At 68.8% G+C, this 12,770-nt stretch carries 12 protein-coding genes; 11 read left to right on the forward strand and 1 reads right to left on the reverse strand.

Annotated elements, in window-relative coordinates:
• The first annotated feature begins 75 nt into the window (after positions 1–75).
• Positions 76–3,018: a PIG-L family deacetylase gene (locus E0H92_RS07845; protein WP_131495805.1), complete on the forward strand. Its 2,943-nt coding sequence runs from the start codon at positions 76–78 to the stop codon at positions 3,016–3,018.
• Here the strand turns inward: E0H92_RS07845 and E0H92_RS07850 are convergent.
• A complete protein-coding gene (locus E0H92_RS07850) occupies positions 3,002–3,784 on the reverse strand; it encodes an META domain-containing protein (RefSeq protein ID WP_238153125.1) in 783 nt (260 codons plus the stop codon). The genes E0H92_RS07845 and E0H92_RS07850 overlap by 17 nt on opposite strands.
• Before the next feature lie 223 nt (positions 3,785–4,007).
• Here E0H92_RS07850 and E0H92_RS07855 point away from each other — a divergent pair, with 223 nt between their 5' ends.
• The 10 genes from E0H92_RS07855 (at position 4,008) to E0H92_RS07900 (ending at position 12,683) form a co-directional block, all read left to right on the forward strand.
• The gene (locus tag E0H92_RS07855) at positions 4,008–5,231 is read left to right on the forward strand and encodes a GH12 family glycosyl hydrolase domain-containing protein (RefSeq protein ID WP_131465797.1); all 1,224 of its coding nucleotides are present in this window, start codon (positions 4,008–4,010) and stop codon (positions 5,229–5,231) included.
• Positions 5,232–5,297: 66 nt separating this feature from the next.
• The gene (locus tag E0H92_RS07860) at positions 5,298–5,939 is read left to right on the forward strand and encodes an HAD family hydrolase (RefSeq protein ID WP_238153127.1); all 642 of its coding nucleotides are present in this window, start codon (positions 5,298–5,300) and stop codon (positions 5,937–5,939) included.
• 15 nt (positions 5,940–5,954) lie between these two features.
• Complete coding sequence (alr, locus tag E0H92_RS07865) at positions 5,955–7,100, forward strand: alanine racemase (RefSeq protein WP_131465801.1); 1,146 nt, start codon at positions 5,955–5,957, stop codon at positions 7,098–7,100.
• A 6-nt stretch (positions 7,101–7,106) separates the two neighbouring features.
• Positions 7,107–8,261, forward strand: coding sequence for an alpha/beta fold hydrolase (locus E0H92_RS07870; protein ID WP_131465803.1), 1,155 nt, complete (start codon positions 7,107–7,109; stop codon positions 8,259–8,261).
• Entirely contained in the window at positions 8,261–9,184 is a 924-nt protein-coding gene (gene tsaE / locus E0H92_RS07875) for a tRNA (adenosine(37)-N6)-threonylcarbamoyltransferase complex ATPase subunit type 1 TsaE (protein WP_131465805.1), read from the forward strand. Before E0H92_RS07870 ends, tsaE begins: the two co-directional genes overlap by 1 nt.
• Positions 9,185–9,355: 171 nt before the next feature.
• Positions 9,356–10,015, forward strand: coding sequence for a tRNA (adenosine(37)-N6)-threonylcarbamoyltransferase complex dimerization subunit type 1 TsaB (tsaB, locus tag E0H92_RS07880; RefSeq protein WP_131495806.1), 660 nt, complete (start codon positions 9,356–9,358; stop codon positions 10,013–10,015).
• The gene (locus E0H92_RS07885; protein ID WP_131465809.1) at positions 10,012–10,461 is read left to right on the forward strand and encodes a GNAT family N-acetyltransferase; all 450 of its coding nucleotides are present in this window, start codon (positions 10,012–10,014) and stop codon (positions 10,459–10,461) included. The genes tsaB and E0H92_RS07885 overlap by 4 nt, the downstream gene beginning before the upstream one ends.
• Complete coding sequence (tsaD, locus tag E0H92_RS07890; protein ID WP_131465811.1) at positions 10,454–11,503, forward strand: tRNA (adenosine(37)-N6)-threonylcarbamoyltransferase complex transferase subunit TsaD; 1,050 nt, start codon at positions 10,454–10,456, stop codon at positions 11,501–11,503. The genes E0H92_RS07885 and tsaD overlap by 8 nt, the downstream gene beginning before the upstream one ends.
• Complete coding sequence (locus E0H92_RS07895; RefSeq protein ID WP_131465813.1) at positions 11,500–11,946, forward strand: GNAT family N-acetyltransferase; 447 nt, start codon at positions 11,500–11,502, stop codon at positions 11,944–11,946. Before tsaD ends, E0H92_RS07895 begins: the two co-directional genes overlap by 4 nt.
• The gene (locus tag E0H92_RS07900; protein WP_131465815.1) at positions 11,943–12,683 is read left to right on the forward strand and encodes a dienelactone hydrolase family protein; all 741 of its coding nucleotides are present in this window, start codon (positions 11,943–11,945) and stop codon (positions 12,681–12,683) included. Before E0H92_RS07895 ends, E0H92_RS07900 begins: the two co-directional genes overlap by 4 nt.
• The last annotated feature ends 87 nt before the right edge of the window (positions 12,684–12,770 follow it).

Below are 12,770 nucleotides of genomic sequence, written 5' to 3' on the forward strand. Positions count from 1 at the left end.
CGGTAAGCGGTTGCGCGGGTCGTGGGGGCGGACGTAGGACTGGAGCGTTGCCTCCGCCGCCATGGGAGTGTGAACGTGAAGCGATTCGCCGGGTTCGTGGTTCTTGTCCTGCTCGTCGTGCTGCCGGTGCCGGCCGTGGCCACACCTCAGCAGACGGTCCAGCCGTATGTGGCTGATCGGCAGACGAAGGTCGACGTGATGGGCGAGTGGGCCCATCCGGACGACGACACCAGCATCATCGGGCCGTGTGGGGTCTGGCATCAGCAGTACGGCGTGAAGTGCGGCGTGATCATGGTGACCCGGGGTGAGGGCGGCGGCAACGCGACCGGTCCCGAACTCGGGCCGGAGCTCGGGCTGCGGCGCGAGAACGAGGACCGGGTCGCGCACTACCGCTCCGGAACGGTCGACATCTTCAACCTCGACCGGATCGACTTCTTCTACAACCAGAGCGCACCGCTGACGCAGTACTTCTGGGACGAGCAGGAAACGCTCCGGAGGGTCACGCGGGTGATCCGCGAGACGCAGCCGGAGGTCTACATCGGCTTCACCCCGACGCTCGCGGCCGGCCACGGAAACCACCAGCAGGCCGGACGGCTGATCTGGGAAGGTGTACTCGCGGCCGCGGATCCGAACATGTTCCCGGAGCAACTCAAGGGCCCGCACGCCCTCAGCACCTGGCAGGTGAAGAAGGTCTTCTCCGGCGGAGCCACCGCAGGCACCGGCGGTACGACGACCTCGGCGAACTGCACCACCGGATTCACACCCACCGGCCTCGACACCGTCGCGGGCGTGTGGACCGGGTACAACTCGCCGTACCTCTGGCCGGCCGGTAACACGCAGGGGCAGACCGCGGGTACGCCGAAGATCTGGCAGCAGGTCGCTGACGAGGGACGCGCGGCGTACCCGACCCAGAGTCGCGTGATGTACAAGGGCACGTCGGTTCCGGCCTGTCCGCGGTTCGGTATGACCGAGTCGTTCGTACCGTTCCAGCCGAACAGCAACGCGGCAGCGGGCCGCGACGACGCGATCCTGTTCGGCGCGACCAAACCCGACCCGGGCGGTCTGCCGCTCGGAACGCTCGAGTACCTGACCTTCGACAGGTTCTACAACGTCGCCGGTGAACCCTTCCAGGCCACCGTGCACCTCCGCGGAAAGCTTGCCAAGGGCAACGTCGCGCTGACGGTACCGGCGGGCTGGTCGACCGACGGCCCGAAACCGGTCCGCAAGGGATCGAGCGCCGACGTCACCTTCACCGTCACCCCGGCCGCCACCGCGACCGTCGACCAGAACGCGAAGGTTTCCGCGCTCTACACGACCGAGCACGCGAAGACCGGCTACACGGAAAACGTTGTACGGATCGTTTCCGCGGCCGAAGGACGCTTCCAGCGCTGGGGGAACTGGAAGGAGTACGACGAATGGCTGCAGAACACCGCACCGCAGGCGAACCGCCTCGGCCGCTCGCAGGCGATCCAGTCGATGGGGATCGGCCGGACCATCGACGTACCGGTCGTCGTCCACAACTGGTCCGCCAAGCAGCAGACCGGCGCGGTGTCGCTCGACCTCCCGCCGAACTTCACCGTCGACGCCAACGCGAAGCCGTACGACCTCGCACCCGGCGCGGACGCCACTGTCACGTTCAAGCTGACCAACACCGACACCACGCTGCCCGCCCAGCAGAACGTCAGCATTCCCATCCGGACCGCGACCGGAAGCGAAACCCTCACCCTCACCCTCGTCCCGACCTCCACCATCCCGCAGACAACGCAGGCGCCGGTCGTCGACGGCAAGGCCGACCCGGGTGAGTACCCGGGCCCGACGCTCGACCTCGGCCGGATCTGGCAGGGTGCGAGCACCTGCACCGGTGTCGACGACTGCGGCGTTTCGTCAACAGGGGAAGGGAATACGGCCAAGGTCAGCTGGTCCGACGACGCGCTGTACTTCTTCATCCACGTCCGCGACGACTACCAGTCGTACGCCGTGACGCCCGAGGAATGTGTCGGTCACTGGCAGGCTGACTCGGTCGAGATCCTGCTCGACCCGCGCGGCACCGCGTCCCAGGACCTGAAGGACACCGCGAACACGTTCAAGCTCGGCATCTTCCCGTTCACCCAGAGCGGCGGCCCGTGCTGGGAACGCGACGCGGACAACCACCAGGGCTATTCCAGCGGCGCCCTCGACACCGGCAACGCGCCCGGCGTACAGGTCGCGTCGACGGCGCAGTGGGTCGGCAGCAACGAGACCACGGTCCCGCACGCGTACGCCGGCGGCGGCTACGACCTCGAGGTGAAGATCCCGCTCGCCGACCTCCCCGCGGCCGTCGACCCCAACCGTCTGGGCCTCAACATCACGCCGTACGACAACGACGACACGTCAGCACCTGGTACGACGACGTTGCGGCATATCGATATGAGTACGCGGCTCGGGTGGTCGGCGCTCGGATCGGTGCAGTCGGACCCGTACCGCTGGGGGCTCGCCACGCTCCCCGGGTACACCCCGCCCGCGGATCGCCCGACGACCCCGACGCCGCCCAACGTCTCGAACCCGAACCTCAACGGAGCCCTGTCGCCGCAAACGATTGCCCAGTCCGCGCGCAACGGCGTACCGATCTCCGGCCGGGTGCCGACCGACGACTTCAAGGTCCTCTCCAGCCGGGTGGGTCCGACCGGAGTCGATCTCCTCACCTCGTCGAAGGGATCCGGTACTGCCCGGGCGTTCCTGACGAGTGGGCAAGTGGCGGCGATCCCGGTGTGGACAACGTCGTGCACGACCGACCCGCCGCCGGACTACGGGTTCACGCCCTGCGCGATCACCGACGGCGCGACGCCGCCATGGTCACCGAACATGAGCGGTCACCTGGTGAAGCAGGCCACGCAGGAGGTCACCCGTGGCGTGCAGCACTGGACGATCCCGTTGACCGCGGCCCAACGACAGCAGCTGAAGGACCGCGGTCACCTGCTCATCTCCTACGAGACAACCAAGAACGAGGTGCAGGCGTTCGACCTCAGCGTGGCACGCTGAAGTCCAGTCCGCCGTCAGCGGAGCGCAGCTGCAGCGTCGAGCCGTCGATCGTGTAGGTCAACTCGCCCTTCAAGCCCTTCAAGAGAACGGATTCCACCGTCGCGGCGTCGCCGGCACAAGCCCGGCGGGTAGTGGCCAGTTCGCCGAAGGTGAGCTTGCCGGTGTCGCGCGCGACCGTGCCCTGGAACGAGTTGCAGCCGGTCGACCCGGTGACACGTTCGCCGTTCAGTGTCATCCAGACCTTCTCGAAACCTGCCTGGTGCGACGCGGCCTGGCCGGTGACGACCGTTGTCAGCTGCCACTTCGTGCCGTCGAGGGCGAGATCCGGCTCCGCGCTCTCCTTGTCGAGCAGCGAGATCGTCGTGCTCTCGGTGGTGAGGACGAGCTTGTCGCCGTCCAGCTTCCAGACCGGCTTCGCCGAGAGGACCTTGGCGATCCAGGTGTCCTGCTCCTGCCGATCGCCCATACACCCCATCGCCGTCGACGTGATCTCCTTGCCGAGGCTCAGCCGTCCGTCAGAGGTGGACACCGTTGTCTCCGACGTGTTGCAGCCGGCGTTCCAGGACATCCGGCCGTTGGTGGTGAACTCAAGCCGGACCTGGCTCTTCGCGGGCGGTCGAGGCTTCCCGTTCTCGGTGACCTCGGTGGACAGGAACGTTCGCCCGGTCAGCGACGCCTCGGGGCCGGACCGGGTCACGGACTCGTTGCCGCACGCGGTGAGAGCTAGCAGAACCGTCGCGGCGAGTGCGATCATTCGTTTGTTCACACACTTGTTCACACTCTGAGGACGCTGACGGGGGAGTCCGCGTTGCACGTGAAGGCTTCGTTAATTCAGGACCCGGGGTTGACACCTCTTGATCACGGTTCGATAACGTCAAGGCCGCGTACGCGAGAGCAATTCTCTGGGGACCCAACCAACCAGTTGGTCATCCGGTAGCACTGGGGCAACACCGGACGGCCTGTCAGCCAAAGACAGGAATGTTTTTCACATGCCCCCCACTCGATCTCTCCGGAGCCGCATCCTCGTCCCCGCGGCCGTACTGGCCGTCGGCGCGCTGGTCGCGGCACCAATTGTCGTGCACGCGGGCAAGGACTCGCCGGTCGCGACCGCGAACGCCGCGGACAGCACGGTGACAGCCCTGCCCAGCGTCGGACGAGTCGAGACGTGTGTCCTGGACGCGTCCTCGGGATGCACGGTCCTGCACGGGTTCGGTCAGAAGCCGGTTGCGATCACCGCGACCGCGTCCGGTCCCGCGATGGTGTCGATCGACCCACGCCGTACGACGGACACCAGCTACCGGCTGCGGGCGCTCCGGTACGACGGTGACCGGTACCGCGCCGGGACCAAGCTGACCTACACGGTGCACTACGACTTCACGGCGGCTCCGGCACAGCCCACGACGCCGACTCCGACCACCACCACGACTCCGACGAAGCCGCCGACGTCCAGCACGCCGACGCCGACACCGACGCAAACCTCGACCACGACTCCGACCAAGCCGCCGACGTCGACCACACCACCGACGACCACGACACCACCGACGACGACGCCGACGTCGACCGGCAGCCCGAGTCAGACCTGCACCAACCCCTCGTTCGTCACCACCTCGACGAACAACCAGGGCGACGGCCGCACGTTCGGTGCGTACTACGTGCACAACAACATGTGGAACAACGAGAACGGCACGTACACGCTCAGCGCCTGCAACTACAACAACTGGTACGTCGACGTGACCCAGCCGCTGCCGGGTGACAAGGGCGTTCAGGCGTACCCGAACGTGCACAAGGACTACAACGACGTGGCGCTGTCGAAGATCCAGTCGGCCAAGTTCGCGGCGAGCACACCCGCCAACTGTCCGGCCTGTATCTACAACGTCGCGTTCGACGCCTGGATCGGTGACGATCTGAACAACGAGCTGATGATCTGGACCGACAACAAGGGTCAGGTGCCTGCCGGGCGCAAGGTCGGCACCGTCACGTTCGGCGGCTTCACGTACGACGTCTGGCACGAGAGCGGCTACACGGCGTACGTGTCACAGGTGACGCAGAAGTCCGGGACGATGCCGCTGGCCAGCTTCTTCAACGACATGATCACCCGCGGCTGGGCGCCGAAGGCGACGACGTGGCAGGTCGACTTCGGTGTCGAGGTGGTTTCCACCGGCAACACCAAGCAACGCTTCAACTTCACCGACTTCTCCATCCAGGAGAACTGACCCCCTCGCTCTCGCGAACCCTGGCGGCCACCGCACCCGATGCGGTGGCCGCTTAGGGTTCTCGGCGTGAGCGAACTCGTGATCTTCGACAACGACGGTGTGCTGGTGGACTCCGAGCGGCTGGCCAACACGATTCTGGCCGAGCTGCTCACCGAGGCGGGGTTGCCGTACACGTTCGAGGAGGCGGTACGGGACTTCATGGGCGGGTCGATGGCCTCGATGCGGCAGCAGGCCGAGGCCCGGCTCGGGCGGCCGCTGCCGGCGGATCTCGAGGACCGGTACCACCAGCGGCTGTTCGACGGTTTCGCCCACCTCCAGGCGATCGAGGGCGTTGAGGCTGTCCTCGACCACCTGGAGGCGCGCGGCGTCACCTACTGTCTGGCTTCCTCGGGCACCCATCGCAGGATCCGTACGGCGTTGACCGCGGTCGGCTTCCTGCACCGGTTCGAGGGCCGGATCTTCAGCGCCGAGGACGTCGCGCACGGCAAACCCGCCCCGGACCTCTTCCTGCACGCCGCCGCGTCGATGGGCGTGAAACCGGTCGACTGCCTGGTGATCGAGGACAGCCCGCTCGGTGTCGCCGCCGCAATCGCCGCCGGGATGAAGGTCTTCGGGTACGCCGGCATGACCGACGCCGCGAAACTTTCCGATGCGGACACGGTTTTCCACAACATGAGCGCCCTCGCCGACCTGATCGACGCCACCTGAGACACTGGACTGACCATGTCTACTCCCGAGTCACGTCCGGTCCGTGCTGAGGCCGTGGTCGATCTGGCTGCGATCCGTCACAACGTGACGACGTTGCGTGCCCGCGCTGAGGGTGCGCAGCTGATGGCTGTGGTCAAGGCCGATGGGTACGGGCACGGGATGGTGCCGGTCGCCCGCGCGGCCCGTGAGGCCGGTGCGGACTGGATCGGCGCCGCGGTGCTCGAGGAGGCGCTCGCGCTGCGGGCTGCCGGTGACACCGGACCGATCTTCTGCTGGCTGACGACTCCCGGCGAGCCGCTGGCCGACGCGATCGAGGCCGGGATCGACCTGTCCGCGGGCGCGCCCTGGGAGATCGACGAGCTCGTCGCCGGGGTGCAGGACCGCCCGGCGCGGGTGCACCTCAAGATCGACACCGGCATGTCCCGCGGCGGCGCCGTACCGGAGGAGTGGCCGGCGTTGATCCGCGCCGCCGTCCGTGCGCAGGCGACCGGACAGATCGAGATCAAGGGCATCTGGTCGCATCTCGCCTCCTCGGACGAGCCGAAGAGCCCGGTGAACGAGTCCCAGCTGGCGACCTTCACCGAAGCGGTCGAGGTCGCCGAGTCGTTCGGGATCGACGCCGAGTTCAAGCACCTCGCGAACTCCGGCGCCACGCTGGCGCTGCCGGAGACCCATTTCGACCTGGTCCGCCCGGGCGTCGCGACGTACGGGCTGTCGCCGTTCGGGCATGCGCTGCCGTCGGCCGAGCTGGGGTTGCGGCCGGCGATGACGCTGAAGGCGCGGCTGGCGATGGTGAAGCGGGTGCCGGCCGGTGCGGGCGTCTCGTACGGGCTGACCTGGACCGCGCCGCGGCCGTCGACACTCGGCCTGATCCCGCTCGGGTACGGCGACGGTCTGCCGCGGCACGCCTCGAACGGCGGCCCGGTCCAGGCGTACGGCGTACGGCGGGCGATCGTCGGCCGGATCTGCATGGACCAGTGCGTGGTGGACCTCGGCGACGACGACGCTGCGGCGGGCGACGAGGTCGTGCTGTTCGGCCCGGGGACGTCGGGTGAGCCGACCGCGGACGACTGGGCCGACGCCGCCGGCACCATCAACTACGAGATCGTCACCCGCCTGGGCGCAAGGATTCCGCGCAGGTACGTCGACAGCGAAAGGTAGATCGGCATGTCCAAAGCAGGACGGACTGCTGGTCTGATCGGGGCCGCGGTCGGAGTGCTGGCCGCGGGAGCCGCGGCCGGTGTCGCGGTCGAGCGCCAGGTGATCGGCCGGCGCTCCGGGCAACGCAAACAGCTGGAGGCCGAGCCGTTCGGGTCCCAGCGCGGGACGCCGTACATCTTCACCGCCGACGACGGCGTCGAGCTGTACGTCGAGGTGGACGAGCTGAAGCGTTCGCGGCGACCGGCTCCGCCGCCGAAACGCAGGCTCGGCCTGACCGGGGCGGCGGGGCGGGGAAAGAATGTGCGCAGCAAGCTGCCGTTACCGCCCGAGGATCTGACCGTGATCTTCGCGCACGGGTACGGCCTGAACATGGACGCCTGGCACTTCGAGCGCCGCGACCTGGCCGGCATCGGGACGATGGTGTTCTACGACCAGCGCTCGCACGGCCGCTCCGGGCGGTCCCCGAGGGCGAACGTCAGCATCGACCAGCTCGGCAAGGACCTGTACGGGATCATGGAGCGGTTCGCGCCGACCGGACCGGTGATCCTGATCGGTCACTCGATGGGCGGGATGACGATCATGGCGCTCGCCGAGCAGCATCCCGAGCTGTTCGGCGACCGGGTGATCGGCGTCGGCCTGTGCTCGACCAGCGCCGGCGGGCTGGACCAGGTGCCGATCGTGTTCCCGGGCAAGGTCGGCATGCTCGCGCGAGCGCTGGCTACGCCGACGGTCGCCGCGCTGGCCCGGATCCCGGACGTGGTGGAGCGCAGCCGGAAGGCCGGGACCGACATCAGCTACCTGCTGACCCGGAAGTACTCGTTCGGTTCCGAGGTGCCGCCGGCGTTCACCGAGTTCGTCAACGAGATGATCGCGGCGACGCCGATCGAGGTGATCGCGGAGTTCTACCCGATCTTCGCGCTGCACGACAAGTACGACGCCCTGGAGCCGTTGCAGAAGGTGGAGTGCGTCGTGATCGGTGGCGACAAGGACCACCTGACGCCGTTCGCGCACGCCGAGGAGATCGTCCGGCGGGTCCCCGGCGCCGAGCTGGTCGAGGTGCAGAACTGCGGTCACCTGGGCCTGATCGAGCACCACCGTGAATTCACCGCGGCCCTCCTTGGGATGATCGAGCGAGCCGAACAATCCCTAGGACCCACCTGATGACAGATCTGCACGTCGTCGACGCCACCCAGGACCACGTCGACGACATCGTGAATGTGATCCACCACGCCTTCTCCGCGCGCCGGGTCCTCGACCCGCCGTCGACGGCGTTGTCCGAGAACGCGACCACGGTGGCCGCGGCGATCGCCGAGCACGGCGGGCTGCTGGTGCTGAGCGACGGCGTTCCGCTCGGGGCGGTGCTGTTCGAGCAGGTCGGTGACGTCCTGAACCTCCGCCGGGTCTCGGTCGACCCGCGGTACCAGGCGCGCGGCGTCGCCTCGGCGATGGTCGGTTGCGCGGAGGAAGTCGCCGTACGCCGGGGGCTCGGCCGGGTGAACCTGATCGCGCGGGTCGAACTGCCGGACACCGTGGAGTTCTGGCGGCGGCGTGGGTACTCCGTGGTCGACCAGCAGGCGCAGAACCTGACCTTTGCCAAGGCGATGCCGGTCGAGTTGACCGTTCCGACCGCCGACGAGATGCAGGCGATCGGCGAGGAGCTGGCCGGTCAGCTGCGCGCGGGCGACGTACTCGTGCTGTCAGGTGATCTGGGCGCCGGCAAGACGACGTTCACGCAAGGACTCGGCGTCGGGCTGAAGGTGCGTGGAGCGATCACGTCGCCGACGTTCGTGATCTCGCGCGTGCATCCGTCGCTGGCCGACGGTCCCGCGTTGGTACATGTCGACGCGTACCGGATCGGTGGGTTCGCGGAGCTGGACGATCTCGACCTGGACGCGAGCCTGGAGGACGCGGTCACGGTGGTCGAGTGGGGTCATGGACTGGCCGAGGCGCTCGCGCCCGATCGGCTGGACATCGTGGTCACCCGTGGCGACGACGACACCGACGAGACGCGGTCACTGCGCATCACTCCGGTGGGCCCGCGGTGGGCCGCGTCCGGCGTACAGGTGTCCGTACTGGAGAGATAGTGTCCCGTCGACGATGCTGCTCACACGCTAGCGGCGCCCAGGCACGCACCTCGCTGCGTTGGACGAGCACCCACGATGAACCCCGCATCGAGGGCGCTCGTCCGCCTTGCGATGCACGCACCTGGACACCGCTATCGTGCAACCATCATCGCCGACGGGACACTGACTGACATGTTGCTTGCCTTCGACACCTCGAGTGCCGCCGTCACCGTCGCTCTGGCCACGCCGGCCGGCGAGATCGTCGCCTCGTCGACGACCGTTGACGCGTTGCGCCACGGCGAACTCCTCGCTCCGGCCATCGCGGCGGCGCTGGAAACGGCGGGAGTCACTCCTCGCGACCTGACCGGGATCGCGGTCGGCGTCGGCCCAGGTCCGTTCACCGGGCTGCGGGTCGGGCTCGTGACGGCCCGGACGATGGGCGAGGTGCTGGGGATCAAGGTCTCCGGCGTCTGCAGCCTCGACGTCCTCGCGCGGCAGTCGACGTTGACGTTGCCCGTCGCGGTCGCGACGGACGCGCGGCGCAAGGAGATCTACTGGGCGCTGTACGACGGCTCGGCCGCGGACGGCAGCCGTCGGCGGCTCGAGGGACCCGCGGTCGACAAGCCGGCCGAGGTCGCCCACGTGCTGTCCGGTCTGCCCGTGATCGGCCGCGGCGCGGTGCTGTACGCCGAAGCGTTGAACGTTGTCGCAGACGATGTCGTGGAGTACCCGTCGGCCGAGGTGCTGGCCACGGGGGTCGCGACACGGACGCTCGAGGTCGTCGCGCCGGATCCGCTGTACCTGCGCCGGCCGGACGTCACGATGTCCAGCGGGCCGAAGAGCGTGCTGTGAGACCTGCCATCAGGGCGGCACGTCCGGAAGACCTCCCGGAACTGGTCGCGCTGGACGAGGTGTGCTTCGGGCCGGAGGCCTGGAGCGCGGGCGCCTGGGCGGACGAGTTCGACCGGCTGACCGAGGACCGCGTCGTCCTGGTCGCGGACGAGGGCGCTCTCGTCGGGTACGTCGTACTGCTGGTGCCGCCGGTGGTGGAGGACGTGGTCGAGGTGCTGCGGGTCGCGGTGACGCCGGCCGAGCGGCGTACCGGGATCGGCGGGCAGCTGATGGTGACGGTCCTGGACCGTTGTGCAGGACGAACGGTTCTGCTTGAGGTTGCTGCAGGCAACGAGCCGGCGATCGGGTTGTACGCCGGGTTCGGGTTCGAACAGATCAGCCGGCGGCGTGGGTACTACGGTGGCAGCGAGGACGCGGTGATCATGCGGTGGAGGAACGATGAGTGAGCCCCTGATCCTGGGGATCGAGACGTCGTGTGACGAGACCGGGGTCGGGATCGTGCGCGGGCAGACGTTGCTCGCCGACGCGATCGCGTCCAGTGTCGAGGAGCACGCCCGGTTCGGCGGGGTCGTCCCCGAGGTGGCCAGTCGTGCGCACCTCGAGGCGATGGTGCCGACGATCCGGCGGGCCTGCGAGACGGCCGGTATCAAGCCGACCGATGTCGACGCGGTCGCGGTGACCAGTGGGCCCGGCCTGGCCGGAGCGCTGCTCGTCGGCGTCGCCGCGGCGAAGGGCCTGGCGTTGTCGCTGGACAAGCCGATCTACGGCGTCAACCACCTGGCGGCGCACGTCGCGGTGGACACCTTGGAGCACGGCGATCTGCCGAAGGGCTGCGTCGCGATGCTGGTGTCCGGCGGACACTCGTCGCTCCTCGCGGTCGAGGACATCACCGACGGCGTCGTACCGATGGGCAGCACCATCGACGACGCGGCCGGTGAGGCGTTCGACAAGGTGGCGCGGGTGCTCGGGCTGCCGTTCCCGGGCGGTCCGTGGATCGACAAGGCGGCGCGTGACGGCGGCGACCGGATGTACGTGACGTTCCCGCGCGGGCTGACCTCGCAGCGGGACCTCGAGCGGCACCGGTTCGACTTCTCGTTCTCCGGTTTGAAGACCGCGGTCGCGCGCTGGGTCGAGGCTCGTCGCCGGGATGGTGAGGACGTGCCGGTGAACCATGTCGCGGCGGCGTTCCAGGAAGCGGTCTGCGACGTCCTGACCCGCAAGGCGATCGACGCGTGCAAGGACCGCGGGTTCGAGCACCTGCTGATCGGCGGCGGCGTCGCGGCGAACTCGAGGCTGCGGGTGATGGCCGAGGAGCGTGCGGCCGCGGCCGGTATCGCCGTACGGGTGCCGCGGCCCGGTCTGTGCACCGACAACGGCGCGATGGTCGCCGCGCTCGGCTCGGAGCTGGTCCGCTCCGGCAAGGCGCCGTCACCGCTCGATCTCCCTGCTGACTCGTCGATGCCCGTCACGGAGGTACTCAACGCATGAAGTGGACCGGGCCGGACGGTTTCGAGGCCGACGACTCCGCCGAGCGGATCGACGTCGGCGTGGTGCAAGGCTTCCTGAGTACGTCGTACTGGGCCGAAGGGATCCCGCGCGAGGTCGTGGAGCGCGCGGTGGTCGGCTCGCTGAACCTCGGGGTGTACGACGCCGACGGGGCGATGGTCGCGTACGCGCGGATGGTGACGGACCGGGCCACGTTCGCCTGGCTGGCCGACGTGTTCGTGCTGGAATCGCACCGTGGGCACGGCCTCGGGCGGTTCGTCGTGTCGACCTTGCTCGAGCATCCGGAGCTGAAGGGCCTGCGGCAGGTCCTGCTGGCGACCGCCGACGCGCACGAGCTCTACCGCTCGTACGGTTTCAGCGAAACGCCGCCTGGACGGATGATGGCGATCCGCAAGGACGCCGCCGAGTTGTACGCGCAGTCGTGAGACGCCCGGGTGTCGACCTCGTCCGGCACCCGGCGGGCGCTCGTGAGCTGGTGCTGCTCGCTCACGGCGGCGAGGAACGCTCGCACGCCGACCCGCACCTGTGGCGCCCTGCGCTGCTTCGAATGTGGCCGTTCGCGCGGGCCGCGCGGTCGGTCGCGCCGCACGTCGCGATCGGGTTTCTCCGGTATCGCTTCCGGGGCTGGAACGACGACGGCGACGCGGCTGCCGATCTGCGGACCGTTCTGGACGAACTGCCGCCGGTGATCTCGCGGGTGTTGCTGATCGGGCACTCGATGGGTGGGCGTGCGGTGGTTGCCGCCGGCGACCATCCGCGGGTGGCGGGTGTGCTCGGGCTGGCGCCGTGGCTGCCGCGGGACGAGCCGCTCGTCATGCTGCGCCCGCCCGTCACGTTCGTGCACGGGATCGACGACACGATCACCTCTCCGGCGGGTACGGCGGCGTACGCGCAGCGGCTGCGGGCGGCCGGGGTGGAGGTCACGACGTACTCCCTCGCCGGGGAAGGGCATGCGATGCTCCGGCGGGCGAAGGACTGGGACCGGCTGGTGACCGAGTTCGTCCAAGGGAAGCCTGCTGGCGGCGGCGACGAGCACTGGCCGGCGGTGCGCGATCAGGCGGTGCGTGACCAGGCGGTGCGCGGTCAGGTGGTGTCGGCGGTTGGAGATATCGTGACGGCGCGGCTTCGGATGCCCGTGAAGGAACGCTTCCGGGCAGAGTGACTTAGTGGCGGGCCTCCGGGGAGTCGCGGCAGCAGACGCAGCACCTCGTCCACCGGCTTGTCACCCGAAGACCCGCTCGCGAGATCG

Origin of the sequence: Kribbella speibonae (assembly GCF_004331375.1) — a bacterium.
In the GTDB taxonomy this organism is placed as follows: Bacteria; Actinomycetota; Actinomycetes; order Propionibacteriales; family Kribbellaceae; genus Kribbella; species Kribbella sindirgiensis.

Bases quoted from the DNA above. Each gene is read 5' to 3' on its own strand.
- E0H92_RS07855 (WP_131465797.1), top strand. From the start codon at position 4,008: ATGCCCCCCACTCGATCTCTCCGGAGCCGCATCCTCGTCCCCGCGGCC.
- alr (WP_131465801.1), top strand. From the start codon at position 5,955: ATGTCTACTCCCGAGTCACGTCCGGTCCGTGCTGAGGCCGTGGTCGAT.
- E0H92_RS07870 (WP_131465803.1), top strand. From the start codon at position 7,107: ATGTCCAAAGCAGGACGGACTGCTGGTCTGATCGGGGCCGCGGTCGGA.
- tsaE (WP_131465805.1), top strand. From the start codon at position 8,261: ATGACAGATCTGCACGTCGTCGACGCCACCCAGGACCACGTCGACGAC.
- tsaB (WP_131495806.1), top strand. From the start codon at position 9,356: ATGTTGCTTGCCTTCGACACCTCGAGTGCCGCCGTCACCGTCGCTCTG.
- tsaD (WP_131465811.1), top strand. From the start codon at position 10,454: ATGAGTGAGCCCCTGATCCTGGGGATCGAGACGTCGTGTGACGAGACC.
- E0H92_RS07895 (WP_131465813.1), top strand. From the start codon at position 11,500: ATGAAGTGGACCGGGCCGGACGGTTTCGAGGCCGACGACTCCGCCGAG.